This window comes from Stenotrophomonas sp. Y6, from assembly GCF_022436665.1.
Classification (GTDB): domain Bacteria; phylum Pseudomonadota; class Gammaproteobacteria; order Xanthomonadales; family Xanthomonadaceae; genus Stenotrophomonas; species Stenotrophomonas acidaminiphila_A.
Genome location: NZ_JAKUKB010000004.1, coordinates 353,385 through 378,720 on the forward strand (window position 1 = coordinate 353,385; position 25,336 = coordinate 378,720).

Annotated in this window: 24 protein-coding genes and 1 other RNA gene; 13 read left to right on the forward strand and 12 right to left on the reverse strand. The window is 70.9% G+C overall.

The annotated features are described in order from the left end of the window. The first annotated feature begins 26 nt into the window (after positions 1–26). Positions 27–665: a hypothetical protein gene (locus MKP15_RS07345; protein ID WP_240212266.1), complete on the forward strand. Its 639-nt coding sequence runs from the start codon at positions 27–29 to the stop codon at positions 663–665. Positions 666–1,211: 546 nt separating this feature from the next. Here MKP15_RS07345 and MKP15_RS07350 read toward each other — a convergent pair. The 10 genes from MKP15_RS07350 to MKP15_RS07395 form a co-directional block, all read right to left on the reverse strand. Continuing rightward, the gene (locus MKP15_RS07350; protein ID WP_104939465.1) at positions 1,212–2,486 is read right to left on the reverse strand and encodes a citrate synthase; all 1,275 of its coding nucleotides are present in this window, start codon (positions 2,484–2,486) and stop codon (positions 1,212–1,214) included. A gap of 364 nt (positions 2,487–2,850) precedes the next feature. Then, positions 2,851–3,093 (reverse strand): type B 50S ribosomal protein L31, encoded by a 243-nt coding sequence (locus tag MKP15_RS07355; RefSeq protein WP_056931181.1) that lies wholly within the window; start codon positions 3,091–3,093, stop codon positions 2,851–2,853. An 83-nt stretch (positions 3,094–3,176) separates the two neighbouring features. Further along, on the reverse strand, positions 3,177–4,118 hold the full coding sequence (locus tag MKP15_RS07360; protein WP_104939466.1) for a nucleoside hydrolase: 942 nt from the start codon (positions 4,116–4,118) through the stop codon (positions 3,177–3,179). A 65-nt stretch (positions 4,119–4,183) separates the two neighbouring features. Continuing rightward, positions 4,184–6,328, reverse strand: a complete 2,145-nt coding sequence (recG, locus tag MKP15_RS07365) for an ATP-dependent DNA helicase RecG (protein ID WP_240212267.1) — start codon at positions 6,326–6,328, stop codon at positions 4,184–4,186. Positions 6,329–6,337: 9 nt separating this feature from the next. Further along, positions 6,338–6,721 carry a RidA family protein gene (locus tag MKP15_RS07370; protein ID WP_104939468.1) on the reverse strand — a complete coding sequence of 128 codons (384 nt, stop codon included), beginning with the start codon at positions 6,719–6,721 and terminating at the stop codon, positions 6,338–6,340. Between the two features lie 365 nt (positions 6,722–7,086). After that, positions 7,087–9,246: a bifunctional (p)ppGpp synthetase/guanosine-3',5'-bis(diphosphate) 3'-pyrophosphohydrolase gene (locus MKP15_RS07375; protein ID WP_104939469.1), complete on the reverse strand. Its 2,160-nt coding sequence runs from the start codon at positions 9,244–9,246 to the stop codon at positions 7,087–7,089. 256 nt (positions 9,247–9,502) lie between these two features. Continuing rightward, positions 9,503–9,802 (reverse strand): DNA-directed RNA polymerase subunit omega, encoded by a 300-nt coding sequence (gene rpoZ / locus MKP15_RS07380; protein ID WP_054667378.1) that lies wholly within the window; start codon positions 9,800–9,802, stop codon positions 9,503–9,505. A gap of 187 nt (positions 9,803–9,989) precedes the next feature. Continuing rightward, positions 9,990–10,601 carry a guanylate kinase gene (gmk, locus tag MKP15_RS07385; protein WP_104939470.1) on the reverse strand — a complete coding sequence of 204 codons (612 nt, stop codon included), beginning with the start codon at positions 10,599–10,601 and terminating at the stop codon, positions 9,990–9,992. 105 nt (positions 10,602–10,706) lie between these two features. After that, a complete protein-coding gene (locus tag MKP15_RS07390) occupies positions 10,707–11,861 on the reverse strand; it encodes a serine hydrolase domain-containing protein (RefSeq protein ID WP_240212268.1) in 1,155 nt (384 codons plus the stop codon). Positions 11,862–12,238: 377 nt separating this feature from the next. Next, complete coding sequence (locus tag MKP15_RS07395) at positions 12,239–13,099, reverse strand: YicC/YloC family endoribonuclease (RefSeq protein ID WP_240212269.1); 861 nt, start codon at positions 13,097–13,099, stop codon at positions 12,239–12,241. 112 nt (positions 13,100–13,211) lie between these two features. On the opposite strand from MKP15_RS07395, the gene rph reads away from it, so the two are divergent. The 7 genes from rph to pepQ all read left to right on the forward strand — a co-directional run bounded on the left by rph (position 13,212) and on the right by pepQ (position 20,545). Then, the gene (gene rph / locus MKP15_RS07400) at positions 13,212–13,940 is read left to right on the forward strand and encodes a ribonuclease PH (RefSeq protein WP_104939473.1); all 729 of its coding nucleotides are present in this window, start codon (positions 13,212–13,214) and stop codon (positions 13,938–13,940) included. Beyond that, complete coding sequence (locus tag MKP15_RS07405; protein ID WP_240212270.1) at positions 13,937–14,326, forward strand: VOC family protein; 390 nt, start codon at positions 13,937–13,939, stop codon at positions 14,324–14,326. Before rph ends, MKP15_RS07405 begins: the two co-directional genes overlap by 4 nt. Then, complete coding sequence (rdgB, locus tag MKP15_RS07410) at positions 14,323–14,919, forward strand: RdgB/HAM1 family non-canonical purine NTP pyrophosphatase (protein ID WP_161614977.1); 597 nt, start codon at positions 14,323–14,325, stop codon at positions 14,917–14,919. The genes MKP15_RS07405 and rdgB overlap by 4 nt, the downstream gene beginning before the upstream one ends. A 29-nt stretch (positions 14,920–14,948) precedes the next feature. After that, the gene (gene hemW / locus MKP15_RS07415; RefSeq protein WP_240212271.1) at positions 14,949–16,169 is read left to right on the forward strand and encodes a radical SAM family heme chaperone HemW; all 1,221 of its coding nucleotides are present in this window, start codon (positions 14,949–14,951) and stop codon (positions 16,167–16,169) included. A gap of 80 nt (positions 16,170–16,249) precedes the next feature. Then, positions 16,250–18,793, forward strand: coding sequence for a DUF1631 domain-containing protein (locus MKP15_RS07420; protein ID WP_240212272.1), 2,544 nt, complete (start codon positions 16,250–16,252; stop codon positions 18,791–18,793). Next, positions 18,790–19,137 carry a PilZ domain-containing protein gene (locus tag MKP15_RS07425; RefSeq protein WP_104939477.1) on the forward strand — a complete coding sequence of 116 codons (348 nt, stop codon included), beginning with the start codon at positions 18,790–18,792 and terminating at the stop codon, positions 19,135–19,137. Before MKP15_RS07420 ends, MKP15_RS07425 begins: the two co-directional genes overlap by 4 nt. A gap of 79 nt (positions 19,138–19,216) precedes the next feature. Continuing rightward, positions 19,217–20,545, forward strand: a complete 1,329-nt coding sequence (pepQ, locus tag MKP15_RS07430; protein WP_240212273.1) for a Xaa-Pro dipeptidase — start codon at positions 19,217–19,219, stop codon at positions 20,543–20,545. An 819-nt stretch (positions 20,546–21,364) separates the two neighbouring features. Here the strand turns inward: pepQ and MKP15_RS07435 are convergent. Both MKP15_RS07435 and MKP15_RS07440 read right to left on the reverse strand, forming a co-directional pair. Continuing rightward, complete coding sequence (locus MKP15_RS07435) at positions 21,365–22,690, reverse strand: aminopeptidase P N-terminal domain-containing protein (protein WP_240212274.1); 1,326 nt, start codon at positions 22,688–22,690, stop codon at positions 21,365–21,367. Between the two features lie 7 nt (positions 22,691–22,697). Next, entirely contained in the window at positions 22,698–23,243 is a 546-nt protein-coding gene (locus MKP15_RS07440; RefSeq protein WP_161614983.1) for a YecA family protein, read from the reverse strand. A gap of 126 nt (positions 23,244–23,369) precedes the next feature. Between MKP15_RS07440 and MKP15_RS07445 the strand changes: the two genes are divergently transcribed. From MKP15_RS07445 to MKP15_RS07465, 5 genes are all read left to right on the forward strand, one after another. Continuing rightward, entirely contained in the window at positions 23,370–23,591 is a 222-nt protein-coding gene (locus MKP15_RS07445) for a TIGR02449 family protein (protein WP_240212312.1), read from the forward strand. Continuing rightward, a complete protein-coding gene (locus tag MKP15_RS07450; protein ID WP_161614984.1) occupies positions 23,588–23,887 on the forward strand; it encodes a cell division protein ZapA in 300 nt (99 codons plus the stop codon). Before MKP15_RS07445 ends, MKP15_RS07450 begins: the two co-directional genes overlap by 4 nt. Positions 23,888–23,973: 86 nt before the next feature. Further along, a non-coding RNA gene (ssrS, locus tag MKP15_RS07455) (6S RNA) lies at positions 23,974–24,158 on the forward strand. A 104-nt stretch (positions 24,159–24,262) separates the two neighbouring features. Then, the gene (locus tag MKP15_RS07460) at positions 24,263–24,853 is read left to right on the forward strand and encodes a 5-formyltetrahydrofolate cyclo-ligase (RefSeq protein ID WP_104939481.1); all 591 of its coding nucleotides are present in this window, start codon (positions 24,263–24,265) and stop codon (positions 24,851–24,853) included. Continuing rightward, on the forward strand, positions 24,850–25,335 hold the full coding sequence (locus tag MKP15_RS07465) for an EVE domain-containing protein (RefSeq protein ID WP_104939482.1): 486 nt from the start codon (positions 24,850–24,852) through the stop codon (positions 25,333–25,335). Before MKP15_RS07460 ends, MKP15_RS07465 begins: the two co-directional genes overlap by 4 nt. Position 25,336: the final 1 nt, after the last annotated feature.

Genomic DNA, 25,336 nt, shown 5'->3' on the forward strand with positions numbered 1-25,336 from the left:
GGGCCGCCGACAAGGGGAGAACCGCGATGCCACGCCCGGCACCCAACGCGCAGCGCGGCAGCCGCGAGCGGCAGCTGATCGCCCAGGAGGCGGCCCGCCTGGTCCGCGAGAGCGGCATCCACGATCTCGACCAGGCGCGGCGCAAGGCGGCCAGCCGCCTGGGCATCCACGACGAAGCGCTGTGGCCGCGCCAGGCCCAGGTGGAAGAAGTGCTGCGCGAGCAGCAGCGGCTGTTCGACGCGCACGCGCAGCCGACGGCGCTGCGCCAGCGCCGCGAATCGGCCGTGCAGGCCATGCAGTTCCTGCAGGCCTTCCAGCCACGCCTGGGCGGGGCCGTATTGGCCGGCACCGCCGATGCGTCCACGCCGGTGGTCCTGCACCTGCACTGCGACGACCCCGATGCGGTGCAGCGCTTCCTGCACGACCAGCGCATTCCCGCCGAGGCGAGCACGTCGCTGCTGCAACTGGCTGGGCACGCCTCGCGGCAACCCTATCCGCGCTGGGAATTCGCCGCCGACGGCATCGCCTTCGAATTGATCGTGCTGCCCGAAGACGCACTGCGCCACCCGCCGGTTTCCAGCGACGACGGCAAGCCGCTGCCGCGGGCGACACTCGCGCAGCTGCGGCAATTGCTGGCCGGCGGACAGGGGCAACCGGCGCCCTGAGCTGCGGCGGCGGCCCGCCCGCGCACTTTCCCTGCGCCCGGACGCGCCTGGCGCCGGGGACGTCTGTTGCCCCCGGGCATGAGCATCGACGGGCGATGCCGGAAACCGCTCCTGGCGGTTTTGGTTCCCGCCCTCCATGGCGGCAACCCTTCGGGCCATCGACAGGCGATGTCAAAAACCGCTCCTGGCGGTTTTTGGTTCCCGCCGTCCATGGTGGGAACCCTTCGGGCCATCGACAGGCGATGTCAAAAACCGCTCCTGGCGGTTTTTTCACCATGCTTCGCCGAGGCCCGCCACGCAAGGCGGCGCCGGCGTTATCCACAACTTCTGCCGGAAGTGCCGCACAGACCTTGTGGAGAAGTGGCGTGCGCGGGGGCTGCTGCTGGCGCCGCTACCCGCGTCCGGATACCGGTCGCCGCGTGCGATACGGGCCATCGCCCTGCCGCGCGCAAAGCCGCATGCCTGGAACCACGAAAACGAAAAAGCCCCGCCGGAGCGGGGCTTTGCTCGCGCGGGCGGCGCATCGCTGCGCCGATGCGCGCAGGCTCAGGTGTAGTCGCGCACGGCGTGGCCGGTGTAGACCTGGCGCGGACGGCCGATCTTCATTTCCGGATCGACCTGCTGCTCCAGCCAGTGCGATACCCAGCCGGCGGTGCGGCCGAGGGCGAACATGACGGTGAACATCTCGGTCGGGATCTGCAGCGCCTTGTAGATGATGCCGCTGTAGAAATCCACGTTCGGGTACAGCTTGCGGGCGACGAAGTAGTCGTCCTGCAGCGCGGCCTGCTCCAGCTTGATGGCGACATCGAGCAGCGGGTCGGTCACGCCCAGCTGGCCCAGCACCTGCTTGGTCATCTCGCCGATGACCTTGGCGCGCGGGTCGAAGTTCTTGTAGACGCGGTGGCCGAAGCCCATCAGGCGGAAGCCGGAGGTCTTGTCCTTGGCCTTGAGCACCGCGGACTCGACGTTGTCGGCGCTGCCGATCTCTTCCAGCATCTTCAGCACGGCTTCGTTGGCGCCGCCATGCGCCGGACCCCACAGCGCGGTGACGCCGGCGGCGACCGAGGCGTACGGGTTGGCACCGGTCGAGCCGACCAGGCGCACGGTCGAGGTCGAGGCGTTCTGCTCGTGGTCGGCGTGCAGGATGAACAGCAGGTCCAGCGCCTTCACCACGTGCGGGTTGAGTTCGTACTGGCCGTCGGCCGACTCGAAGGTCTGCTTCAGGAAGCGGCTGACGTAATCCAGCGAGGTGTCCGGGGTGTTGGCCGGCAGGCCCTTGCCATGGCGGTAGATCAGCGACGACAGGGTCGGCACCTTGGCGATCAGGCGCACGGCGGCCTTGCGGCGCTGCTCGGCATCGGCCAGGTCCAGCGAATCGTGGTATTTGGCGGAGAGCTGCGCGATCGCCGCGGCGAGGATCGCCATCGGGTGCGCATCTTTGGCGAAGCTGCCGATCAGGGTGTTGATCGACGCGTCGACACCGGCTTCCTCTGCCAGCTCGGCCTCGAAGGCCTTCAGCTGCGCGGCGTCCGGGCGCTCGCCGTTGACCAGCATGTAGGCAACCTCGACGAAGCTGGACTTCTCGGCCAGCTGCTCGATCGGGTAACCGCGGTACAGCAGCACGCCCTTGTCGCCATCGATGTAGGTGATGGCCGACTTGCAGCTGGCGGTGGCGGTGTAACCGGAGTCGTAGGTGAAGAGACCGGTTTCCTTGGTCAGCTTCGAGATATCGACACAGTCGTTGCCCAGGACGGGCTTGACTACAGGCAGAACGACCGACGTGTCGCCGGCGTTGAGCGTGACCTGATCAAGATCGGACACAGTGTGCGCTCCTCAAGTGGATGGCGCCGGCCCCGACGAGGAATGACGGGCAGGCACGTGAAGGAAGTTCCACGGTTTTGCACCGCGGTTCAGGCCATTATCGCACAGCAGCATTTGCCGGTTGCGCAGACTAAAGTCCTATGGACGGCGCACGCGCGCGACACAGCGTCGCGCACGCACCGGCCGGCATTGCGCCGGGATTCAGCCGTGGCGCGCGCCACGCTGACGGCACGCCCGGCGTCCCCGGCGGGGGCGCAGCGGACAGCCGCCCGGCATGGCACGCAGGGGCTGGCGCAGCTGCCAGCACGACAAAACAACGGCCGCGCAGGGCGCGGCCGTTGTCCGGGCGGAACGACAGTTGCGATCAGCGCGCGTAGCGCTTCTGGAACTTGTCGATGCGGCCGCTGGTGTCGATGACCTTGTGCTTGCCCGTGTAGAACGGGTGCGAGGCCGAGGAAATTTCGACCTTGATCAGCGGGTACTCTTCGCCGTCCTCCCACTTGACCGTTTCCTTGGAGGACATGGTCGAACGGGTGAGGAACTTGAAATCGGAGGTGACGTCGTGGAACACGACGTTGTGGTAATCGGGATGAATGTCGGCCTTCATGGGCTCACACCGTGTGGGCTGGTGGTCAAGAGCGGCATTATAGTCCCGGCCGGCCCGTCGGGGCAAGCCGGGATTGAAGGGAATCAGGAATCCAGCCCCAGCGCCCGCTGCACCTGGCGTTCGAAGCGGGCCTGGTCGTAGCCGATCAGCAGGGTGGTGTTGTCCGCCGCGCCGGTCTGCCGGTTCCAGTCCACCACGGTGGCGCCGCGGGTGCGGCCGCCGGCCATCTCGATCGCCAGCGGGCGCTGTTCCAGCCGGGTCGCGCCTTCCGGTTGCAGCGCCCAGGCCATCGCCAGCGCGTCGGCCGCGTACCAGTACTCGCCGCGGCTGTCCTCGGACCACAGCCGGGTCTGGCGCGAGATCAGCTCGTAGAAACGCGCCTTGTCGGTATCGGCGGCCAGCCACTGCTCCACGTTCCGGTGCAGCAGGCCATGGGCGACGGTGGCTTCCCAGTCGGCCACTTCGACATGCGGGAACGCGGTGAACACGATGTGCGCCGCCTCCGGGTCGAAGGCGATGTTGAACTCCGCCACCGGGGTGATGTTGCCGTGGCCGGTGATCGCCCCGCCCATCACCAGGAAGCGTTTCACCCGCTGCGGCAGGGTCGGGTCGAGCTTCAGCGCCAGCGCGATGTTGGTCAGCGGCCCCAGCGCGACCAGCAGCAGCTCGCCGGCATACTGGTGCGACAGGCGCAGGATCGCCAGCGCGGCGTGCTCGTCCTCGACCGCGCGCGCGGCGGCGGGCAGGTCGACGTCGCCGAAGCCGTCGCGGCCATGCACATGGGCCGCGTCCTCGGCCGGATACACCAGCGGATCGGGGGCACCGGCGAACACCGGCACGTCGCCGCGCCCGGCAACCTCGCACAGCTTCAACGCGTTGCGCACGGTGTAGCCCAGGCCGACATTGCCCGCCGCCACCGTCAACCCGACCACGTCGTGGCGCGCGTCGGCAAAGGCCATCAACAGCGCCAGCGCATCGTCCACGCCCGGGTCGGTATCAATCAGCAGCGGAATCTTCTTGCTCATCTCATGCTTGCCTTCTGGTCGGCCATGGAGTCTGGCACCTGGGCCCTGACAGGGGAAGTGCGCGCTCAGGCCGAGGCGTAACGGGCCGCGCCGCCCACCCAGCGCGCCACGACGCGGTCGGCCACCGCCGGCGCGTCGGCCAGCAGCCGTTCGGCCAGGGCATGCACGCCCGGCAGCAGCCCCGCGTCGCGCGCCAGGTCGGCCACCCGGAACGCGGCCAGACCGGTCTGGCGGGTGCCGAGCAGTTCGCCGGGGCCGCGCAGCTCCAGATCCTTTTCCGCGATCACGAAGCCGTCGCTGGTCTGGCGCATGGTCTCCAGCCGCTGCCGCGCCATCGCCGACAGCGGCCCCTGGTACATCAGCACGCAGCTGGACGCGGCCGCGCCGCGCCCCACCCGGCCGCGCAGCTGGTGCAGCTGCGCCAGGCCCAGGCGCTCGGCGTTCTCGATGATCATCAACGAGGCATTGGGCACGTCCACGCCCACTTCGATCACCGTGGTGGCGACCAGCAGGCCGGTCTCGCCTGCCTTGAAGGCGCGCATCGCGGCCTGCTTCTCGGCGGCCTTCATGCGCCCGTGCACCAGCCCGACGCGCACGCCCGGCAACTGCGCGGACAGCGCCTCGAAGGTGGCCTGGGCGGCCACGGCCTCCATGCGCCCGGCGTTGGCCGCGGGGCCGCCGCCATCGTCCCCGCTCTCGTCGATCAGGGTGCATACCCAATACGCCTGGCGCCCCTGCGCGCACGCGGCGCGGATGCGTTCGACCAGTTCCGGCCGGCGCTCGGCGCTGATGACGATGGTCTGCACCGGGGTGCGGCCGGGCGGCAGCTCGTCGATCGCCGACACGTCCAGGTCGGAATAGGCGGCCATCGCCAGCGTGCGCGGGATCGGCGTGGCGGTCATCACCAGCTGGTGCGGCACGCTGCGGCCATCGGCGCCCTTGTCGCGCAGTGCCAGCCGCTGGTGCACGCCGAAGCGGTGCTGCTCGTCGACGATGGCCAGCGCCAGGTCGTGGAACACCACGCTGTCCTGCATCAGCGCGTGGGTACCGACCACCACCTGCGCACGCCCCGAGGCGATGTCCTCCAGCGCCCGCGCGCGCGCCTTGCCGGTGACCTTGCCGGCCAGCCACGCCACCTGCACGCCCAGCGGCTCGAGCCAGCCGCGCAGGTTGGCCAGGTGCTGCTCGGCCAGCAGTTCGGTCGGCGCCGCCAGCGCCACCTGCTTGCCCTGCTCCACCGCCAGCATCGCCGCCAGCGCGGCCACCACGGTCTTGCCGGAGCCGACGTCACCCTGCACCAGGCGCAGCATCGGGTGCGGCCGCGCCAGGTCCTGGCGGATCTGCGCGAACACGCGCTGCTGCGCACCGGTAAGACGGAACGGCAGCGACTGGCGCAGTTGCCGCACGCGCTTGTCGCCCCCCTTCAGCGCCGGGGCGTGATGCTGCTGCAGGGCGATGCGCTGGCGGCGCAGGCTCAGGTGGTGGGCCAGCAGTTCTTCCATGGCCAGCCGCCGCTGCGCCGGGTGGGTGCCGGCGGCGAGCGCGGCGACATCGGCATCGGCGGGCGGCCGATGCATGGTCAACAGCGCCTGCCGCAGCGACGGCAACGCCAGGCCGTCCAGCAGGGCGGCCGGCAGCAACTCCAGCGCGGCCTCGCCGGGCAACCGCTCCAACGCCTGGCCGATCAACTTGCGCAGGGTCGCCGGGCCGATCCCCTCGACCACCGGATAGACCGGATCCAAGGCGTCGCCCAGGCCGGCCTCCTCGCCGTCACCGAGCATGCGGTAGCTGGGGTGCACGATCTCCAGCCCGTGCTGGCCCGGGCGCGGGGTGCCGTAGCAGCGCAGGCGCGCGCCGACCGCGAACTGCGCCACCTGCGCGGCGCGGAAGTGGAAGAAGCGCAGCACCAGGGTGCCGCGCGAGTCGTCTTCCAGCGCCACCCGCAGCACCGGCCGGTAGCGGAAGCCGCGCTCCACCGCGACCACCCGCCCTTCCACCTGCGCGGCGCTGCCCGGCAACAGCGTGGCGATGGCGCTGAGCCGGGTCCGGTCCTCGTAGCGCAGCGGCAGGTGCAGCCACAGGTCCTGCAGGCTGCCGATGCCGCGCGCCTGCAGCTTGGCGGCCACCGCCAGGCCGACGCCCGGCAGCGCCGTCACCGGGGTTTCGCCGCTGGCCGCCAGCGCGGGGGCCGCCGCACGGGTACGCGCCATGCCGGTGGATCAGTCGAGGATCATCACCGCATCGACTTCGAACGCCGCGCCCTTGGGCAGGCCGGACACTTCGATGGTGGAGCGGGCGGGGAACGGCGCCTGGAAGTACTCCTGCATCACCGCATTGACCTTGGCAAACTCGCCCAGGTCGGTCAGGTACAGGCCCAGGCGCACGATCTGGTCGAGCGAACCGCCGGCTTCGGTGGCCACCGCCTTGAGGTTGTCGAAGGCGCGGCGCGCCTGTGCGGCGACGTCGCCGGCGACGATCTCGCCGGTGGCCGGGTCCAGCGGGATCTGGCCGGAGAAATACACGGTGTTGCCGGCACGCACGGCCTGCGAGTACGGGCCGATGGCGGCCGGCGCGTTGGCGGTGTTGATGATCTGGCGGGACATGGGGGACTCCGGTTGGGATATGGCCCGGCATTGTAGCGTCCGCCCCGGGCATGCCGGCCCGCCGGCGCCGCGGCCATCGTGGACATTTTTTCACCACCCGCGGCGAAGGCACGCCCGGCAAGGCGCATGGGCGCTTATCCACAGGTTGTCGGCATGCCGTTGCACACCGGCTGTGGAGAAAGCGCGGCGGCGGCGGATGACGGTTGTTCCGCAGCGGGTGCGGACAGGGTCGATAGGGCCCCAGCGCTACGGTGCCCCGCGCTACAGGGGTCGGCGCTGGCGTCCATGGCGCAGGGCTGCGCCCGGTGGGGCGTTCCGGTGAAGCTCCATGCGGGGCAAGCCCCGCAGCTACCCGTTCGCAGCGCTCACTGGCGACGTACCGACTGCACCACGCTCAGGCGCCGCAACCGGCGCATCACCTCGGCCAGGTGGGTACGGTCGCGCACCTGGATGTTGAAGCACAGCACCGCGGCATTGAAGTCGCGGTCCAGGTAGTCCACCCGCTCGATGTTGGACTGGCTCTGGGCGATGGCCGCGGCCAGCTGCGCCAGTACCCCGGTGCCGTTCTCCACTTCCACCACCAGCGCGGTGTCGTAGTCGCCGACCACGCTGCTGTCCCAGCCGATCGGCACCCAGCGCTCGGGCGACTTGCGCAGCTCGGCCAGGTTCGGGCAGTCCATGCGATGCACCACGATGCCCTTGCCGGCGGTGTGGTAGCCCATGATCTCGTCGCCCGGGATCGGCTGGCAGCAGCCGGCGAAGCTGACCACGCCGCGCTCGCTGCCGTTGATCAGGATCTTCTCCTGCGCCCGCTGCGTGGTACCGCCGGCGCGCGGCTCGCCATGCGCCATCAGCGCCTGCGCGGCCTGGGTGGGCATCCAGTTGCCAAGCGCGACGTCGGCCAGGAACGCTTCCAGGCGCGGGTAGCGGTGCTCGCCCAGGAAGGCATCCAGCCGCCCCTTGGGCAGGCGCTCGATCGAGCTGTCCATCGCTTCCAGCGCGCGGTCGAGCATGCGGTGGCCCAGCTGCACGGCGTCCTCGTGCTCGAGCTGCTTGAGCTGGTGGCGGATGGCGGTACGCGCCTTGGAGCTGACCACGAACTCCAGCCATTGCGGTTTGGGCGTGGCCGAGCGCGCAGTGATCACTTCCACCGTCTGCCCGCTGGCCAGCTTGGTGCGCAGCGGCACCAGCTTCTTGTCCACGCGCGAAGCCACCGCGCGGTTGCCGATGTCGGTGTGCACCGCATAGGCGAAGTCGAGCGCGGTGGAGTTGCGCGGCAACGCCAGGATCTTGCCCTTGGGCGTGAACAGGTAGACCTCGTCCGGGAACAGGTCGACCTTGACGTTGTCCAGGAACTCCAGCGACGAACCGGCCGAGCGCTGCGAATCGATCAGCTCGACGATCCACGCGTGCGCGCGGCTCTGCGCGCTGTTGGGCGAATCGCCGCCGAACTTGTAGGTCCAGTGCGCGGCCACGCCGCGCTCGGCGATCAGGTCCATCTCCTCGGTGCGGATCTGCACCTCGATCGGCGAGCCGTAGGGCCCGAACAGCACCGTGTGCAGCGACTGGTAACCGTTGGCCTTGGGGATGGCGATGAAATCGCGGAAGCGCCCGTCCAGCGGCTTGAACGCGGCGTGCACCGCGCCCAGCGCGTGGTAGCAGCTGGGCACCGAGCGCATCACCAGGCGGAAGCCGAACACGTCCATCACCTGGTCGAAGGTTTTGTTCTCCTCGCGCATCTTGGTGTAGATGCTCCAGGGCGTCTTGATGCGGCTGACCAGGCGGTGTTCCAGCCCTTCGCGCGCCAGCCGCTGCGACAACTGCACCTCGACCTGCGCCATCGCCTCGCGGCGCACCACCGGCTGGCTGCGGATGTGCTTTTCCAGGATGGCGTGGCGCCACGGGTACAGCGCCTTGAAACCCAGGTTCTGCAGCTCGGACTTGATCAGGCTCATGCCCAGGCGCTGGGCGATGGGGGCGTAGATATCCAGCGTTTCCATCGCGATGCGGCGCCGCGCCTCGGCGCTCTGCGCGCCCAGCGTGCGCATGTTGTGCAGGCGGTCGGCCAGCTTGATCATGATCACGCGCAGGTCGCGCGACATGGCCAGCAGCATCTTGCGGAAGCTCTCGGCCGCCGCTTCCTGGCGGTCGCGGAAGCGCAGCTTGTCCAGCTTGGTGACGCCTTCGACAAGCTCGGCGACGGTCTGCCCGAACTCGCCGGCCAGCTCGTCGTAGGTCAGCGGGGTGTCTTCGATGGTGTCGTGCAGGATCGCCGCGACCAGCGCCTCCACGTCCAGCCCGAGCTCGGCCAGGATGCCGGCCACCGCCACCGGATGGGTGATGTAGGGCTCACCGGACTTGCGGGTCTGGCCCGCATGCGCGGACGCGCCCACTTCCCAGGCACGGCGCAGCATCGGCAGCTGCTCGGCGGGCAGGTAACTGGCTGCGCGTTCGAGTTGGAGTACGTAGTCCGGCACCGCGCCACCCGCGGGCGCAGCGACCTGGGCAGAGGGTCCTGGGTTCATGGCTGGGAAGATATGCCAGCAGCACCCACACGGCAACGCCAAAGACGCGGCATCGCGCTGGCGCCGCCGCCCCACGGCCTGCATTGCGGGCGGCGGGCCCCGTCCTGTTCATCGCCGCGCCGCTTCGCAGCGCCGACTGGCACACGAAGGCTTTCCTGCAGACGCGTCCGGGGCATGGAATGCAGGGTGCCGGGCGCCCATAACGCAGACAGCCCGCACGTGGCGGGCTGTCGATGCACAGCGATGACCCGGCGGATCAGTCGTCGTTCTTGGACATATCCTCGTCGGCGACGACTTCGGCGGCGGCCCATTCCAGCGCCTCGCGCTCGGCGCGCTCGCGCTCGGCCTTCTCGACTTCCTCGATCAGCGCGTTGTCGATCTTGCGCGCGGCGATCTCGCGCAGCGCCAGCACGGTCGGCTTGTCCTCGGTCTCGCTGTTGTCGAGGGTGGCCTGCACGCCGTTGGCCAGCTGGCGGGCGCGCTTGGACGCCATCATGACCAGCTCGAAACGGTTGTTAACGACTTCCAGGCAATCTTCTACGGTAATGCGGGCCATGCGAGCTCCCGGCGACCAGCAGCGGCCGCTCGATCGGATGAGGGAAAGGTCGGGGATTGTACAGGCCGACGCCCCGGGATACAAATCGCCGCTGCCCCGGGTCCTTTGGAATCAATCAGTTGCCTGCCCGGCCGGCACCGGCGGCCGCCCCATGGCGGCCGCGACACCCGGCCCGGGCCGCCGCGGCTCAGTCCAGCAGCGAGCGGATCAGGCCGCCATGGCGGGCCTGCTGCTGCGCCCGGCGCAGGCGGCTGGCGGTGAAGATGGCGCACATCTCGTCCACGGCGGTGTCGAACACCTCGTTGACGATCACATAGTCGAATTCGTCGTAATGCAGCATTTCCTCGCGCGCGGCCGCCAGCCGCTGCGCCATCACCGCCTCGCTGTCCTGGCCGCGCTTGCGCATGCGGTCGTCCAGCGCCTGCTTGGAGGGCGGCAGGATGAATACGCTGACCGCGTCGGGCACCTTTTCGCGCACCTGGCGCGCGCCCTGCCAGTCGATCTCCAGCAGCACGTCCTTGCCGGCGGCCAGCTGCGGCTCCACCGACTGCCGCGCGGTGCCCTTCCAGTCGCCGTGCACGCGGGCGTACTCGAAGAAATCGCCGGCGGCGATCATGCGCTCGAACTCCGCGGCGCTGACGAAATGGTAGTGGCGACCGTTCTCTTCGCCCGGGCGCATCGCCCGCGAGGTGAAGGAAATGGACAGCGCGATCTGCGCATCGCGCGCCAGGGTGGCGTTGACGAGGCTGCTTTTGCCGGCACCGGAGGGAGCCGCGACGATGAAGAGGGTGCCACGCATCGCGCGGATCTCCGGGTCGATGGTTCGGGCGGCGCACGATAACCAGCCCGGGCCGTCGCTGCAAATGCCGGGGGCCGGGGCCGGGCATTTGCAGCCGCGGCCCGGTCAGAGGTCGAAGGCGAGCATGTCGCGCCCGGTGGCCGCGCGCACGATGCGCTGGTAGACCCCGGTGCCGCCACCGCCGCTGGTCATCACCACCAGCCCGCGCCCGTGCCGCGGGTCGCCGACCGCGAAGGTCTTGTAGCGGCCGGCATTGGCGCCGCCATGGAAGAACCAGCGCGTATCCGCGTCGATCCGTTCCAGGTTCCAGCCCAGGCCCTTGTCCAGCCAGCCCGGCCGCACCGCCAGCTGCGGGGTGAGCATCGCCTGCCGGGTCGCCTCGCCGATCTCCCAGTCCTGCCGCACCGGGCGCCGCATGATGTGGGCGATGAAGCGCGCGTAGTCCTGCACCGGGCCGCGCAGGCTGGCGGCGGCATTGGCCAGCAGGTCGCCGGGCCATACGAACATGCCCGTCGGCGCGGCGGCCTGCGCCTGCGGCAGCGCGCGCACCGCGTCGTCCCAGGTCCAGGCGGCCAGTGGCTTGCCGCTGGCCTCGGCCAGCGGCTGCAGCAGCGGCCATTGCGCGCGGAAGGTCTGCACCACCGGACGGGCGCCCGGCGCGGGCACGCCGGTCACCGAGTGGCGCGCGGCGTGCGCATTCCAGGTGTAGGTGCTGCCGTGCATGCCGGCGGGCCCGAACAGGTGCTGCTGCGCCCATTGGTCCAGGGCCTGGCCGGTGACCGTCTCCACCACCCGCTGTAGCCAGAAAAACGCCTCGCCCGAATAATCCACCCGCTGTCCGGGCTCGGCGATCGTGCGCAGTGGATCGCGGTCGGGGTGCGCGCGCCAGCCCGGCAGGCCGCTGCTGTGGCGCAGGACGTCGCGCACGGTGATCCGCGCCAGCTGCGGGTCGTCATCGGCCAGGAAATCGGGCCGGTGGTAGTCCACCAGCGGGCGGTCGAGCGCTAGCGCCCCGGCATCCACCAGCTGCAGCACCAGGTAGGCGAACACCGGCTTGCTCAGCGAGGCGCACTCGAACACGCTGTGGGCGTCGACCGGCGCACCGCTGTCCACGTCGGCCACGCCGAACCCGCGGTGCCACGCCAGCTCGCCCTGGTCCACCACGGCGATGGCGACGCCGGGCACGCCGAAGGCACGCATCCATTCCGGCAACGTGGCCAGGAAGGCATCGGACGGGATCCAGCGCGGATCGTCGCGCATGCGGGCCGCCGCACGCCCCGCCGCCGGCAGCAGGGCAGTGCCGCGCCGCCCGCGGCGGCCGCCAGGAAGCGGCGTCGATGGATCGGATCGGCAACCGTCGCGTGCATGCCCACACCTCTGCGCCAGGGAACGGACTGCATAGCAGCCGCGGCCCGTGGCGGCAAGCGCGGCCGGCCGGTGCGCGGCAGGCGCACACGCCGCGCGGCGGCATCGGGTGAGGCCGCCACCACGGCAATGGCCGCGCCGACGCACCGCCCGGTCCCGGACGTGGCCCGGCACCTGCAGGCCAGCCCGCGCACGGCAACACGCGGCCCGGCGCAGGGATGCGGCGACCCGCTCCGGAAACACAACGCACGGCGCGACGGCGCCGGCGGGGGTTACTCCAGGTTCTGCACCTGCTCGCGGATCTGGTCGATCAGCACCTTCAGTTCGACCGCGGCGTTGGAGGTGCGGCTGTCCACCGACTTGGAGCCCAGGGTGTTGGCCTCGCGGTTGAACTCCTGCAGCAGGAAATCCAGGCGCCGGCCGACCGGTTCGCGCTCGCGCAGCACGCGGCGGATCTCGCCGATGTGGCTGCCCAGGCGGTCCAGTTCCTCGTCGACATCGAGCTTCTGCAGCCACAGCACCAGTTCCTGCTCGGCACGGCCCGGGTCGACCGGGTGCGGCAGGTCAGCCAGGCGCGCGGCCAGCTTGGCGCGCTGGCCCTCACGGATGGCGGGGATCAGCCCGCGCACCTCGCCGGCGATGCGTTCGATCGCGTCCACCCGCTCGCTGATCGCCGCGCTCAGCTTGGCGCCCTCGCGCTCGCGCGCGGCGACGAAGCCGTCGAGGGTCTCGTCCAGCAGTGCCAGCGCCTCGGCCTGCAGTGCCGCCGCATCGACCGCCTCGCCGCGCAGCACGCCCGGATACGCCAGCAGTTCGGTGAAGCCGATGCGCATGTCCGGGAACCGCGAGTGCAGGCGCCGCGCCAGGCCGCCCAGCTGCTCGACCAGCGCCTCGTCCACCGCCAGCGTGGGCGCCGCGTCCGGCGCGCGCAGGCGCATGACCAGGTCCAGCTTGCCGCGGCTGATGCGCGCGGCCACGCGCTCGCGCAGCTGCGGCTCCAGCGCGCGCAGTTCCTCCGGCAACCGCACCCCCACTTCGAGGAAACGGTGGTTGACCGAGCGCAGCTCGCAGCCGAGGGTGCCCCAGCGCGTGCCGCGTTCGCCGCCGGCATAGGCGGTCATGCTTCGGATCATGTGGATTTCCGGTGCGTTGCAAAGGGCGAATGGTACCCTAGGCGTCCCCGGATGCCGGCCCCGCAGGCCGCCCGGGCGCCCCCATGCCGCTCCATCGCCACCCGGATTTTCCATGACCTTTTCCCGTCCCAGCGGCCGCCAGGCCGACCAGCTGCGCAGCGTCACCCTCGAACGCGGCTTCACCCGCCATGCCGAGGGCTCGGTGCTGGTGAGCTTCGGCCACACCCGCGTGCTGTGCACCGCCAGCGTCGAGAACCGCGTGCCCGGGTTCCTGCGCGGCAAGGGCGAAGGCTGGGTCACCGCCGAGTACGGCATGCTGCCGCGCTCCACCCATACCCGTTCCGACCGCGAGGCCGCGCGCGGCAAGCAGGGCGGGCGCACGCTGGAGATCCAGCGCCTGATCGGCCGCACCCTGCGCGCGTGCATCGACCGCAACGCGCTGGGCGAACGCACCATCACCCTGGACTGCGACGTGCTGCAGGCCGACGGCGGCACCCGCACCGCGGCCATCACCGGCGCCTACGTGGCGCTGGTGGATGCGGTGAACACCCTGCTCAAGCGCGGCGAAATCAAGCGCAACCCGGTGTTCGGCGCGGTCGCCGCGGTATCGGTCGGGGTCTACAAGGGCGTGCCGGTGCTGGACCTGGACTACGCCGAGGACAGCGACTGCGACACCGACATGAACGTCGTCATGAACGATGGCGGCGGCTTCATCGAACTGCAGGGCACCGCCGAAGGCCATGCCTTCCGCCGCGACGAGCTCGATGCGCTGCTGGCGCTGGCCGAGAAGGGCATCGGCGAACTGTTCGCCGCCCAGCAGGCCGCCCTGGCGCAGGCATGAACCGGCGCATCGCCCTGGTCACCGTGGTGGTGGCCGATTACGACGAGGCGATTGCCTGGTACACCGGCAAGCTCGGTTTCCAGCTGCTGCAGGACGTCGACCAGGGCCACAAGCGCTGGGTCGTGGTCGGACAGGCCGAGGGGAGCGGCGCCGCGCTGCTGCTGGCACGCGCCAGCGACGAGGCGCAGCGCAGCCGCATCGGCGACCAGACCGGCGGCCGGGTCGGCTTCTTCCTGCACACCGACGATTTCCACCGCGACCACGCGGCCATGCGTGCGGCCGGCGTGCAGTTCCTGGAAGCGCCGCGCGAAGAACCCTATGCCACGGTCGCGGTGTTCCGTGACCTGTACGGCAACACCTGGGACCTGCTGGAGCCCCGCCAATGAAGACCCTGGTACTGGCCAGCCACAATGCCGGCAAGCTGGCGGAAATGCGCGAGATCCTCGCCGACCTGCCGCTGCAGGTCACCTCGGCCGCCGAACTGGGCCTGGGCGATGTCGAGGAGACCGGCCTGACCTTCGTCGAGAACGCGCTGCTCAAGGCCCGCGCGGCCTGCCAGGCCACCGGCCTGCCGGCGCTGGCCGATGACTCGGGCCTGATCGTCGACGCCCTGGGCGGCGCGCCCGGCCTGTACAGCGCGCGCTACGCCGGCGTCCCGGGCAACGCCGCCGCCAACAACGCCAAGCTGCTCGAGGCGATGGCCGGCATTCCCGACGGCGAGCGCGGCGCCCGCTTCTACGCGGTGATCGTGCTGCTGCGCCATGCCACCGATCCGCAGCCGCTGATCTGCGAGGGCCGCTGGGAGGGACGCATCACCCATGCGCCGCGCGGCACCCACGGCTTCGGCTACAACCCGGTGTTCCTGGACGAACGCCATGGCCTGACCGCCGCGGAGATGGAGCCGGCGCTGAAGAACGCCATCAGCCACCGCGCGCTCGCCCTGCAGCAGCTCAAGCGGCAGCTCGCCGCCTGGCACTGACCGCCCTGTCCGCGACGCCCTGCCCGCCCATGCCGCACACCCACGACCATTGCGACCACCTGCCCGGCGAGGCCTGCAGCGCAGATCACGCACCGGTGCGGCTGGTGCCGCCGCCCTTGTCGCTGTACGTGCACCTGCCCTGGTGCGTGCGCAAATGCCCGTACTGCGATTTCAACTCGCATGCCGGCAAGGGCGCGCTGCCGTTCGACGCCTATGTCGACGCGCTGGTCCGCGACCTGGACCAGGACCTGCCGCTGGTCTGGGGCCGGGTGGTCAGCAGCGTGTTCTTCGGCGGCGGCACCCCCAGCCTGTTCCCACCCGAGGCGATCGACCGCTTCCTGCAGCAGGCCAGCGCGCGGCTGCGGTTCGCGCCGAACCTGGAAGTGACGCTGGAGACCAACCCCGGCACCGCCGAGCACGGCCGCTTCGACCGCTACCGCGCGGCCGGGGTGAACCGCATCAGCTTTGGCATCCAGACCTTCGACGACGACGCGCTCAGGCGCCTGGGCCGCATCCACGACAGCCGCGAAGCCGAGCGCGCGGTGAAGCTGGCCCGGGATGCCGGCTACGACAACTTCAACATCGACCTGATGTACGCGCTGCCGGAACAGACCCTGGCCCAGGCCGAACATGACCTGGAGCGCGCGTTCGCGCTGGCGCCCACGCACATCTCGCACTACCAGCTCACCCTGGAGCCGAACACGGTGTTCTTCGCGCGGCCGCCGCGCGGCATTCCCGACGAGGACAGCGCCTGGGACATGCAGGAACATTGCCAGGCGCTGCTGGCGCAGGCCGGCTACGGCCAGTACGAGGTCAGCGCCTATGCGCGCGACGGCTGGCAGTGCGCGCACAACCTCAACTACTGGCGTTTCGGCGACTACCTGGGCATCGGCGCCGGCGCGCACGGCAAGATCAGCTCCGGCGCGCAGCAGCAGGTGCTGCGCCGCTGGAAGCACAAGCACCCGCAGGCGTTCATGGAGGCCGCCGGTACCCCGGCGGCGATCGGCGGCGACGACGTGATCGACGCCGCGCGGCTGCCGTTCGAATACATGCTCAACCTGTTGCGCCTGCACGAAGGCTTCGGCCTGCGCGACTTCGAGTCGCGCACCGGGCTGGACCGCGCCGTGCTGCAGCCGGCATTGGCCAGCGCCGTCGAACGCGGCTGGCTGCACCACGACGGCGTCCGCGTCGTCCCCACCGAACTGGGGCGGCGCTTCACCAACGACGTGGTCGAGCTGTTCCTGCCCTGAACAGGGCATTGGGCTGCGCAAGTAGCGGCAGCACCGGCGAAGTGATAGAAATCGCCCACCAGGGGCGGAACGTACAGCGGATGTCAGGCACCACAGCACCCTTTTCCAGCCAGGCGGCGGCGCGGCTTGCCGGCGCGCCGGCCCCCGAACGCGTCCGCCAGCTGCTCCAGGCCGTCCACGGCATTGCCGCCCAGGTGCTGGCCTCGCCGCTGCAGCTGACCATGGTGCAGTTGGAGCGCGAACTGTTCGGCCTCGCCGAGAAGGCGCGCAACAGCCAGGTCCAGGCCGATGTCTATGCGCAGATCCGCCAGCTGGGCGCGCAGGCCGCCGAGTTCCCGGGCTGGTTCCTGGACGCACTGGCCGAGGACCTGGCGCGGCTGCGCCGGCCGTCCACGGCAGGCAACGCCCCGGCGTCGACACCCGCACCGGCGATACCGGCGATGAGCCTGGTCACCGATACCGACATCGACCGCGACATCGTGCTGCACGAGATGGCGCGGCGCGAGAGCTACCGCGCGCAATCGCACCTGCAGCTGCTCGGGCAGCGCTTCGGCGTGCTCGCCGCGCAACCGGCGTTCGATGCCGAGAGCCTGCCGGTGGGGCCATATGCGCTGTGCCGGATACTGCGCGCCTGCGGCGAGCGGCTGGGCCTGAACCTGGAAGCGCAGCGGCAGCTCTACCATGTGTTCGAACGGCAGGCGATGGAGCGGCACGTCGAGCTGCTGGACCGCCTGAACATGCTGCTGGCGCGCGAAGGCGTGCTGCCTGGGCTGGTGTACATCCCCTACCTGCCACGGCCGGCAGGCCAGCGCCGCACCGCCGGCGGGCCCGCCGCGGCCACGCGCGAGAGCCCGTCCGCGGCGGCGCCGCGGCCACTGACCCAATGGCAGGGACAGGCGCCGGCGGCGTCATGGGCGGAGGCCGCGATGGGCGCCATGTCCATGCCCGCGGCCGCCGCGCCGGGGCCGGCCCCCGCCACGCCGAACACGACCACGACCACGACTACGACGGCGGCCAGCATGGCCTCGCTGCACGAGCTGCTCGATGCCGCGCGCCAGCTGCTGGCGCAGCAGCTGCAGGCCGGCAGCGGCGGCGCTGCGGGTGCGGGTGCGGGTGCGGGTGCGGGTGCGGGTGCGGGTGCCAGTGCGGGTGCGGGCAGCGGCGGCGGTGGCATGGCCATTCCCCCCGACCTCCTTCCGCAGTTGGCCGCCCTGGGTGGCCAACTGCGTTCCGCCACGCCCGCGCCGGGCGTTGCACTGGCCGACCTGGCGGGCATGGCGCCGCCGGCACACCCGGCCGCCGCGCCGGCGCGCGCGGTGCCCAGCGAGGCGGTGATGGACGTGCTCGCGCGGCTGCAGCCACAGGGCGCGGCCCCCGGCGCGCGCCGCAGTTTCGGCGACATCCAGAAGGCGCTGCTGTCGCAGGTGCGCGCCGAACACGGCGAAAGCGCCACGCTGTCGTCCCGCGACAGCAACACGCTCGACCTGCTGGGCATGCTCTACGGGCAGATCCAGCGCGAAGTACGCAGCAATGGCCCGGCCACCGACCTGCTCAATCGCCTGCAGGTGCCGCTGGCGCGTGCCGCCGTCGGCGACGAGGCGTTCTTCATCCGCGACCAGCACCCGGCGCGCGAACTGCTCAACACCGTGGCCGAGTCGGGCGCGGTATGGCTGGGAGACGACGACGGCGACCCGGCGCTGCTGCAGAAGCTCGGCGAAGCGGTGGACCGGGTCGTCGCCGAGTACCAGGGCGACGAGTCCGTGTTCGCCGCCGCCAACCGCCAGGTGCAGTCGCACCTGCAGGCGGCGGTACGCAAGGCCGAGGTCACCGAACGCCGGCAGATCGAGGCCGCGCGCGGCAAGGAACGGCTGGAAGCGGCCAAGCAGCTGGCTGGCCGCACCATCGGCCAGCTGTGCCGCGCGGCCAACCCGCCCAGGTTCGTGCAGACCCTGCTGCACGAGGCCTGGAGCGACGTGCTGACCCTGACCCTGCTGCGCCAGGGCGAGGACTCGGACGAATGGCGCCAGCGCCAGGAAGCGACGGCGCGCATCGGCCGGATCACCGCCAGCGCCGACGGCGCGGCCGATCCGGCGCTGTGCGGGCAGATCGAGGAATCGCTGCTGCAGGTCGGTTACCACGAGGATGAGGCCGGGGCCATCGCCCGCCGCCTGTCCACGCCCGGCGGCGAGGATGAAATCACCTCGCGCACCGAACTGGCCGCGCGGCTCAAGGCCCGCGCCCGGCTCGGCGGCGACAGCAGCAACGGCGCGGACCCGCAGGCACCGCCGCCTGCCGAACGCACCCCGGCCGAGGAAGGCTTCTACCGGCAATTGCGCACGCTGCCGTTCGGCACCTGGTTCGAGTTCACCATCAACCAGCAGGGCGACGCCCGCCGCCTGCGCCTGTCCTGGTACAGCCTGGTCACCGACAACGCGCTGTTCGTGAACCAGCGCGGGCAGAAGATGGCCGAACATTCGCTCGATGCGCTGGCGCGGCTGATGGCACGCGACCAGCTGCGCGTGGTCACCGAGGACCGCGGCCGGCTGATCGACCGCGCCTGGCAGGCCACCCTGCGCGCCCTGCGCGCGCTTGCCGGCGGCAGCGCCGCACCGGAGTCCGCATGATCCCCGATACCCGGCGCGCCCCGCGCCTGCAGGTGCCTGCGCTGGTGCCGGTCACCGACACCATGACCGCCGGCGTGATCGGCCGGCTCGGCAACGTGTCCGAAACCGGCATGCTGCTGATCGCCTCCGAACCGCTCAACGAGGATGCGCTCTACCAGCTGCGTTTCCCGGTGCCCGACGGTCGCGGCGGCGAGGCACCGATCGACGTCGGCGTGCACCTGCTGTGGCGCGAAGCGGCACAGGCGCCGGGCCACTTCTGGGCCGGCTTCCGCTTCCTGACCCTGGAAAAAGGCCACCGCGAACGCCTGCGGCAGTGGATCGAATCCAGCCTTCCGGCATCCTGAGCGACGGAACCGGCACAGCGGCGCGGCGCCGATTGCGGCACAATTCCGGTTCGATTCCCGCCCTGCCGCGAGCCTGTCCATGAACCTGCCCGATCCCGGCCGCCTGTACGCCGACCACCTGGATGTCCTCGTCCGCCGCGCCGACGAAGCGCTGGCCCGTGGCGGCTTCGATCACCTGGTCGCGCCCAGCGGCCGCCTGCATTACCAGGCCTTCGACGACCGCGACTATCCGTATGCGGTCAACCCGCAGTTCAAGGCCTGGCTGCCGCTGACCCGCGTGCCCGACAGCTGGCTGATCCACACCCCCGGCCGCCGCCCGCAGCTGGTCTACCACCAGCCGCACGATTACTGGCACGCGGTGCCGGCCGCGCCCGATGGCTGGTGGGTCGAGCATTTCGACATCCACGTCATCCGCACCCCGGAACAGGCGCTGGCGCTGCTGCCCAAGGATCCGGCGCGCTGCGCGATTCTCGGCGAAGCGCAGAGCACGCTGGGTGGTTTCGCGCCCAACAACCCGCAGCCGGTCATCGACTACCTGGACTACCACCGCGCGTTCAAGACGCCGTACGAGATCGCGCTGATGCGCCAGGCGCAGGTGCATGCGGTGCGCGGCCACCGCGCCGCCGCGGCCGCGTTCCATGCCGGTGCCAGCGAGTTCGCCATCCACATGGCCTACTGCAGCGCCGTGGGCCAGGACTGCAACGAACTGCCCTACGGCAACATCATCGCGCTCAACGAGCATGCGGCGGTGTTGCACTACACCGATCTCGGTCACGCCGCGCCGCAGCCGGCGCGCAGCTTCCTGATCGACGCCGGTGCGTCGGCGTGCGGCTACGCCAGCGACATCACCCGCACCCATGCCGCCGCCGGCCATGACGAGTTCCAGGCGCTGATCGACGCGGTCGACGCCGCGCAGCGGGGCATGTGCGCGGCGGTGCGCAGCGGCTTCGACTACAAGCAGCTGCACGTCGATGCGCACCTGGCACTGATGGGCATCCTCAAGGACTTCGGCGTGATCACCGTGTCGCCGGAAGCGGCGCTGGCCAGCGGCGTCAGCGCGGCGTTCTTCCCGCACGGCATCGGCCACCTGATCGGTGCGCAGGTACACGACGTGGCCGGTTTCGCCGCCAGCGACCGCGGCGGCCGCATCGAGCGCCCGGCCGGCCACCCCTACCTGCGCATGACCCGGGTGCTGGAGCCGGGCATGGTGGTCACCATCGAACCGGGCGTGTACTTCATCGACATGCTGCTGGACGAAGTGAAGAAGGCCGGCAACGCCGCCAGCGTGAACTGGGCGCGGGTCGACTTCTTCCGTCCCTACGGCGGCATCCGCATCGAGGACGAGGTGCTGTGCACCGACGGCGAGGCCGACAACCTGACCCGTCCGGTATTCGCCGCGCAGGACTGACCGCATCCGCCGCCGCGCGCATGCATGAGCGGGCCCGGCCGCGCAACGCGGCCGGGGGTTTGATCCGCGCGCGCCCTGGCCGCCGGCGCGCCCACGGTACCGCCGGCTTCCGCGCTGGCGCCCCGGCGGGGGACTGGCCGGCCCGCCGGCAGCGCCGCGGCCGCCGGCAGGGATCCTGCCGGTGCGACGGGCGCGACGCCTGCCGTTTTCGATGCGACCGGAAGGTCGTGCCGCAGGATCCCGGCGGCGGACTTGACCACGCGGGCACGCGGGCGAAGTGCGCGATGGCAGGGCCCGCCCGACCCGCCATGGGAGCTTCTGGAAGGCATGTCTGCGGCGTGCCTTCTGCTTGCACGTACGGGGAAACGCAGGCCGCTGCGGGAAGGCGCGCGGACACCGCTGCCGTTGCCCTGGGCCTTGCTGCCCTGGGCAAGGGCGGACGCCGAGATCAAAGGCGGTCACTCCTGCTCCGCGGCAGCGGGCCGCTTCATCCTTGCGCGCGCACCGAGAAGCAACCCGAAGACAGCACCACGGAGGCGATCCGCCAAACGGCATGCCCGCGCTCCCGGCGACAGCGACGGCCACGCGCAACCCGCCCCGCCCGGACACGCGCGCCTCTGCGCCGCGCGTTCCGCCGCGGTGCCCGGCCTGCTCCCGGGCAAGGAAAAGCACGATGCACGAGTACGGCAGCGCAAGCACGGGTAACGGCAACCGCAACGACAACGACAACGGCAGAAAAAGCCACGGCGCTGGCATCGCCACTGCGCGTTTGCGTCTCCCTTCCCGCGCCGTGCGCGGCAACACCCAAGCGTGGGCGCCTCAGCGCCCGGCCATGAATGCCTCGATCTGGTCCGCGCTGCGTTCCAGCGCGCCGGTCAGCACGCGGTGGCCCTCGGCGGTGATCAGCACATCGTCCTCGATGCGGATGCCGATGCCGCGCCAGCGCGGCGCCACGCTGGTGTCGTCCGGCGACACGTACAGCCCCGGCTCGATGGTGAACACCATGCCGGCCTCCAGCAGCCGCGATTCGCCGGCGAGCTTGTAATCGCCCACGTCGTGCACGTCCAGGCCCAGCCAGTGCCCGGTCTTGTGCCGGTAGAAGCGCTTGTAGTGGCCCTCGATCAGGTTCTCCTCCAGGTCGCCCTTGAGCAGCCCGAGCCGCAGCAGGCCCTCGGTGAGCACCTCGACCGCGGCCAGGTGGCCTTCCTCGTAGGCAATGCCCGGCTGCGCCTGTTCCAGCGCCGCGGCCTGCGCCGCCAGTACCAGGTCGTGCAGCGCGCGCTGTTCGCGGCTGAAGCGGCCGCTGACCGGGAAGGTGCGGGTGATGTCGCTGGCGTAGCCGCGGTATTCGGCGCCGGCATCGACCAGCACCAGGTCGCCGTCGCCGCTGCCGCCATTGTTGGCGCGGTAATGCAGCACGCAGGCATTGGCGCCGGCGCCGACGATGCTGTTGTAGGCCGGGCAGGCATCGTGGCGGCGGAACTCGCGTTCCAGCTCGGCCTGCAGTTCGTACTCGGCGATGCCGGCGCGCGCGATCCGCATCGCCGTGCGGTGCGCCCGCACGCTGATGTCGGCGGCGTGCTGCATCAAAGCGATCTCGGCCGGCGACTTGAACAGCCGCTGCTCATGCAGCAGGTGGCCCAGCTCCAGGAATTCGTGCGGCGGCTGCGCGCCATGCCGCACCTGCGACCGCACCCGGTTCACCCAGCCGATCAGCTTGAGGTCGAAATCGGCGTCGCGACCGAAGTGGTAATAGACCCGCGAACGCCCTTCCAGCAGGCCCGGCAGGATGTCGTCCAGGTCTTCGATCGGGTAGGCGTCGTCCATGCCATAGCGCGCCACCGCGCCTTCCTGGCCTTCGCGCGGGCCGTCCCAGGCCTCGCGCTCGGGATCGCGCTCGCGGCAGAACAGGATCGTCTCGCCGTGGCGGCGGCCGGGGATCAGCACCAGCACCGCTTCCGGCTCCGGGAAGCCGCACAGGTACCAGAAGTCCGAATCCTGCCGGTACGGGTAATGGGTGTCGTTGCTGCGCACCCGCTCGGGCGCGGCCGGCAACACCAGGATGGCGTCGTCACCGGCCGCTTCCATCAGCTGGCGGCGGCGGTGCGCATACTCGGCGGCAGCGATGCCGGTCAGCGTGTGCATGGCCGCCTCAGTTCAGGCGCTGGCGGTGGCGCGCGCCCATCACGCAGTCGCCGTGCAGCAGCAGCACCGCCACGCGCACGAATTCCTCGATCTCGGCCAGCGCGTCCTCGTCCTCGTCGGCGCTGTCGAATTCCTCGCTGGAGGCCTGCGCCAGCCGCGCCAGGTCCTGCAGCGCCTCCTCGCCCTCCTCGCTCAGCGCCGGACGCTTGCCGGACGCCAGGCCGAATCCGCCGAGGAACGCACGGCACCAGTCGAACAGCGCGTCGGTGCGCGCCTGCAGCGACGCCGCCGGCGCGGCCAGCACCAGCTCGAAGGCGAAATCGCGGTCTTCCAGCTGCGCCACCACCGCTTCGCGCAGGCGGTCGAGCACGCTGCCCGGCTCCGGCGTGGGCAGGTTGTCGTCGGCCAGCACCGTGGCCGGCCACGCCTGCAGGTCGGCGCCGCCGGCGGCCAGCCAGCCGCACAGTCCACCGTGGAGTTCGGCCGGGGTGGCCCCGAGGTCCAGCGCCTGGCTGGCCTGGAGGATGTCGTTGACGGCGGGAAGATCGGTCATGTCACCTGGGTCTGCGGAAAGCGGGAAAGGCCGCCGCGCGCGGCGCGGCAGCGGCCGCACAGTGTAGCAACGGCAGGGCATCGGCCATCTTGACCACCGCCGAGGCGCATGCCTATCGTGCCGGGCATGGATTCCTTCGACCCCGCCGCCCAGCTGCAGGCCCTGGCCGCCCGCCTCGAACTGCTGTTCGAGCGCAACCAGCGCCTGGCCGACGAGAACCGCAGCCTGCGCCAGCAGCAGGAGCAGCTGTTGGCCGAGCGCGCGCAGCTGCTGGCCAAGAACGAGCAGGCCCGCTCGCGGGTGGAAGCGATGATCACCCGCCTCAAGTCGCTGGAGCAGCACACGTGAGCCAGAACGAGCCGGTCAGCGTCCGCATCCTCGATCGCGAGTACACCGTCGGCGTGGAGCCGGCCGAGCGCGACAGCCTCACCGCCGCCGCGCGCATGCTCGACGCGCGCATGCGTGAGATCCGCGGCAACAACCGCATGGCCGCGGTGGACCGGGTGGCGGTACTGGCCGCGCTCAACCTGGCCCATGAACTGCACCTGATGCGCGATGAACTGGCGCAGCAGCAGCAGCGCTTCCAGCACGCGATGAACGACCTCAACCGGCGCCTGGACAGCGCGATCGACGAAGGCCGTTGAGGCCGTCGCATTCATCCGACGGGCGGTTCATTTTTTGCCGCGCGCAACCGCTGCCATCCGCCTGCAACACGGCTATACTGGCGTCGCGTTCTCTGCCGTGAACGACGGCGTGTGCAAACATTCGCCTTGTCCCTTAATGACGACCACGGGGGCGCGACGGCACCGGGTGTGCAGGTCCGCCTTGCAGCGGGAAGCCCGATGGTTCCCCAGCGTCCCCACTTGAACCCCGGGTTCAAGGTCGTTTCGCATGCATCGTCATGGCGGAGAATGCAATTATTCCGGAACGGCGCCGCAAGGCGCCGTTCTTCTTTGCAGGTCCGTGCACCGGCCGGCAGACCGGCCGATAATGCCGCCAGGCCCCGACCCACGCCGCCGATGACTGCCGACGACCGCCAGGCCCTGCGCCGACAACTGCGCCAGCGCCGCCGCGACATCCCCGCCGCCGAGCACATCGCGGCCGCCGATGCGCTGGCCGCACACCTGCTGGCCCTGCCCTTCGCCGATGTCGACGGCCCGGTGGCCGGGTACTGGGCGATGGATGGCGAGATCGCCCTGTACCGCTGGCAGCTGCAGTTGCCCGCGCACCAGACCTACTGCCTGCCGGTGCTGCACGGCACGCTGCTGCGCTTCGCGCCGTGGCGCCCCGGGCAGCCGCTGCGCGCCAACCGCTACGGCATCCCGGAACCGGACATCGATCCGGCGCGCGCGCTGCCGGCGCAGGACATGGCCCTGGTGGTGGCGCCGCTGGTCGGCTTCGACGCACGCGGCCGGCGGCTGGGCATGGGCGGCGGCTGGTATGATCGCAGCTTCGCTTTCCGCCAGCAGCGCAGCGCACCGCCCTGGCTGGTCGGCGCCGGCTTCGCCGCCCAGCAGGTCCCGCTGCTGCCGGCCGCGGACTGGGACGTGGCGGTGGACGCCATCTGCACCGAGCAAGCCATTCTCTACCCGGAACCGTTGCCCGCATGACCGCCCGCAAGCGCTATTGGCTGATGAAGTCCGAACCGGACGCCTTTTCCATCGACGACCTGCAGCGCGTGGGCACCGAACCGTGGAACGGCGTGCGCAACTACCAGGCGCGCAATTTCATGCGCGACGGCATGAAGGTCGGCGACGGCATCCTGTTCTACCACTCCAACACCAAGGTGCCGGGCATCGTCGGCATCGCCACGGTGGCCAGCGACGCCTACCCGGACGACACCCAGTTCGATCCGCGCTCCGACTACTACGACCCCAAGGCCAGCCGCGAACAGCCGCGCTGGTACCTGGTGGACGTGGCTTTCGAACGCAAGCTGGCGCAGGTGATCGCGCTGGACCAGATCAAGCGCCACGCCGACGCGCTCGGCGAAGGCTTCCCGCTGACCGCCAAGGGCAACCGCCTGTCGGTGTTCCCGGTCACCGGCGCGCAGTGGAAGCTGCTGCTGTCGCTGGAAAACAAGCCGCAGGCCTGAT

Coding starts and splice junctions, on each gene's coding strand:
- MKP15_RS07345 (WP_240212266.1), top strand. CDS start 27: ATGCCACGCCCGGCACCCAACGCGCAGCGCGGCAGCCGCGAGCGGCAG.
- MKP15_RS07355 (WP_056931181.1), bottom strand. CDS start 3,093: ATGAAGGCCGACATTCATCCCGATTACCACAACGTCGTGTTCCACGAC.
- MKP15_RS07360 (WP_104939466.1), bottom strand. CDS start 4,118: ATGAGCAAGAAGATTCCGCTGCTGATTGATACCGACCCGGGCGTGGAC.
- recG (WP_240212267.1), bottom strand. CDS start 6,328: ATGGCGCGTACCCGTGCGGCGGCCCCCGCGCTGGCGGCCAGCGGCGAA.
- MKP15_RS07370 (WP_104939468.1), bottom strand. CDS start 6,721: ATGTCCCGCCAGATCATCAACACCGCCAACGCGCCGGCCGCCATCGGC.
- MKP15_RS07375 (WP_104939469.1), bottom strand. CDS start 9,246: ATGAACCCAGGACCCTCTGCCCAGGTCGCTGCGCCCGCGGGTGGCGCG.
- rpoZ (WP_054667378.1), bottom strand. CDS start 9,802: ATGGCCCGCATTACCGTAGAAGATTGCCTGGAAGTCGTTAACAACCGT.
- gmk (WP_104939470.1), bottom strand. CDS start 10,601: ATGCGTGGCACCCTCTTCATCGTCGCGGCTCCCTCCGGTGCCGGCAAA.
- MKP15_RS07390 (WP_240212268.1), bottom strand. CDS start 11,861: ATGCGCGACGATCCGCGCTGGATCCCGTCCGATGCCTTCCTGGCCACG.
- MKP15_RS07395 (WP_240212269.1), bottom strand. CDS start 13,099: ATGATCCGAAGCATGACCGCCTATGCCGGCGGCGAACGCGGCACGCGC.
- rph (WP_104939473.1), top strand. CDS start 13,212: ATGACCTTTTCCCGTCCCAGCGGCCGCCAGGCCGACCAGCTGCGCAGC.
- MKP15_RS07405 (WP_240212270.1), top strand. CDS start 13,937: ATGAACCGGCGCATCGCCCTGGTCACCGTGGTGGTGGCCGATTACGAC.
- rdgB (WP_161614977.1), top strand. CDS start 14,323: ATGAAGACCCTGGTACTGGCCAGCCACAATGCCGGCAAGCTGGCGGAA.
- hemW (WP_240212271.1), top strand. CDS start 14,949: ATGCCGCACACCCACGACCATTGCGACCACCTGCCCGGCGAGGCCTGC.
- MKP15_RS07420 (WP_240212272.1), top strand. CDS start 16,250: ATGTCAGGCACCACAGCACCCTTTTCCAGCCAGGCGGCGGCGCGGCTT.
- MKP15_RS07425 (WP_104939477.1), top strand. CDS start 18,790: ATGATCCCCGATACCCGGCGCGCCCCGCGCCTGCAGGTGCCTGCGCTG.
- pepQ (WP_240212273.1), top strand. CDS start 19,217: ATGAACCTGCCCGATCCCGGCCGCCTGTACGCCGACCACCTGGATGTC.
- MKP15_RS07435 (WP_240212274.1), bottom strand. CDS start 22,690: ATGCACACGCTGACCGGCATCGCTGCCGCCGAGTATGCGCACCGCCGC.
- MKP15_RS07440 (WP_161614983.1), bottom strand. CDS start 23,243: ATGACCGATCTTCCCGCCGTCAACGACATCCTCCAGGCCAGCCAGGCG.
- MKP15_RS07445 (WP_240212312.1), top strand. CDS start 23,370: ATGGATTCCTTCGACCCCGCCGCCCAGCTGCAGGCCCTGGCCGCCCGC.
- MKP15_RS07460 (WP_104939481.1), top strand. CDS start 24,263: ATGACTGCCGACGACCGCCAGGCCCTGCGCCGACAACTGCGCCAGCGC.
- MKP15_RS07465 (WP_104939482.1), top strand. CDS start 24,850: ATGACCGCCCGCAAGCGCTATTGGCTGATGAAGTCCGAACCGGACGCC.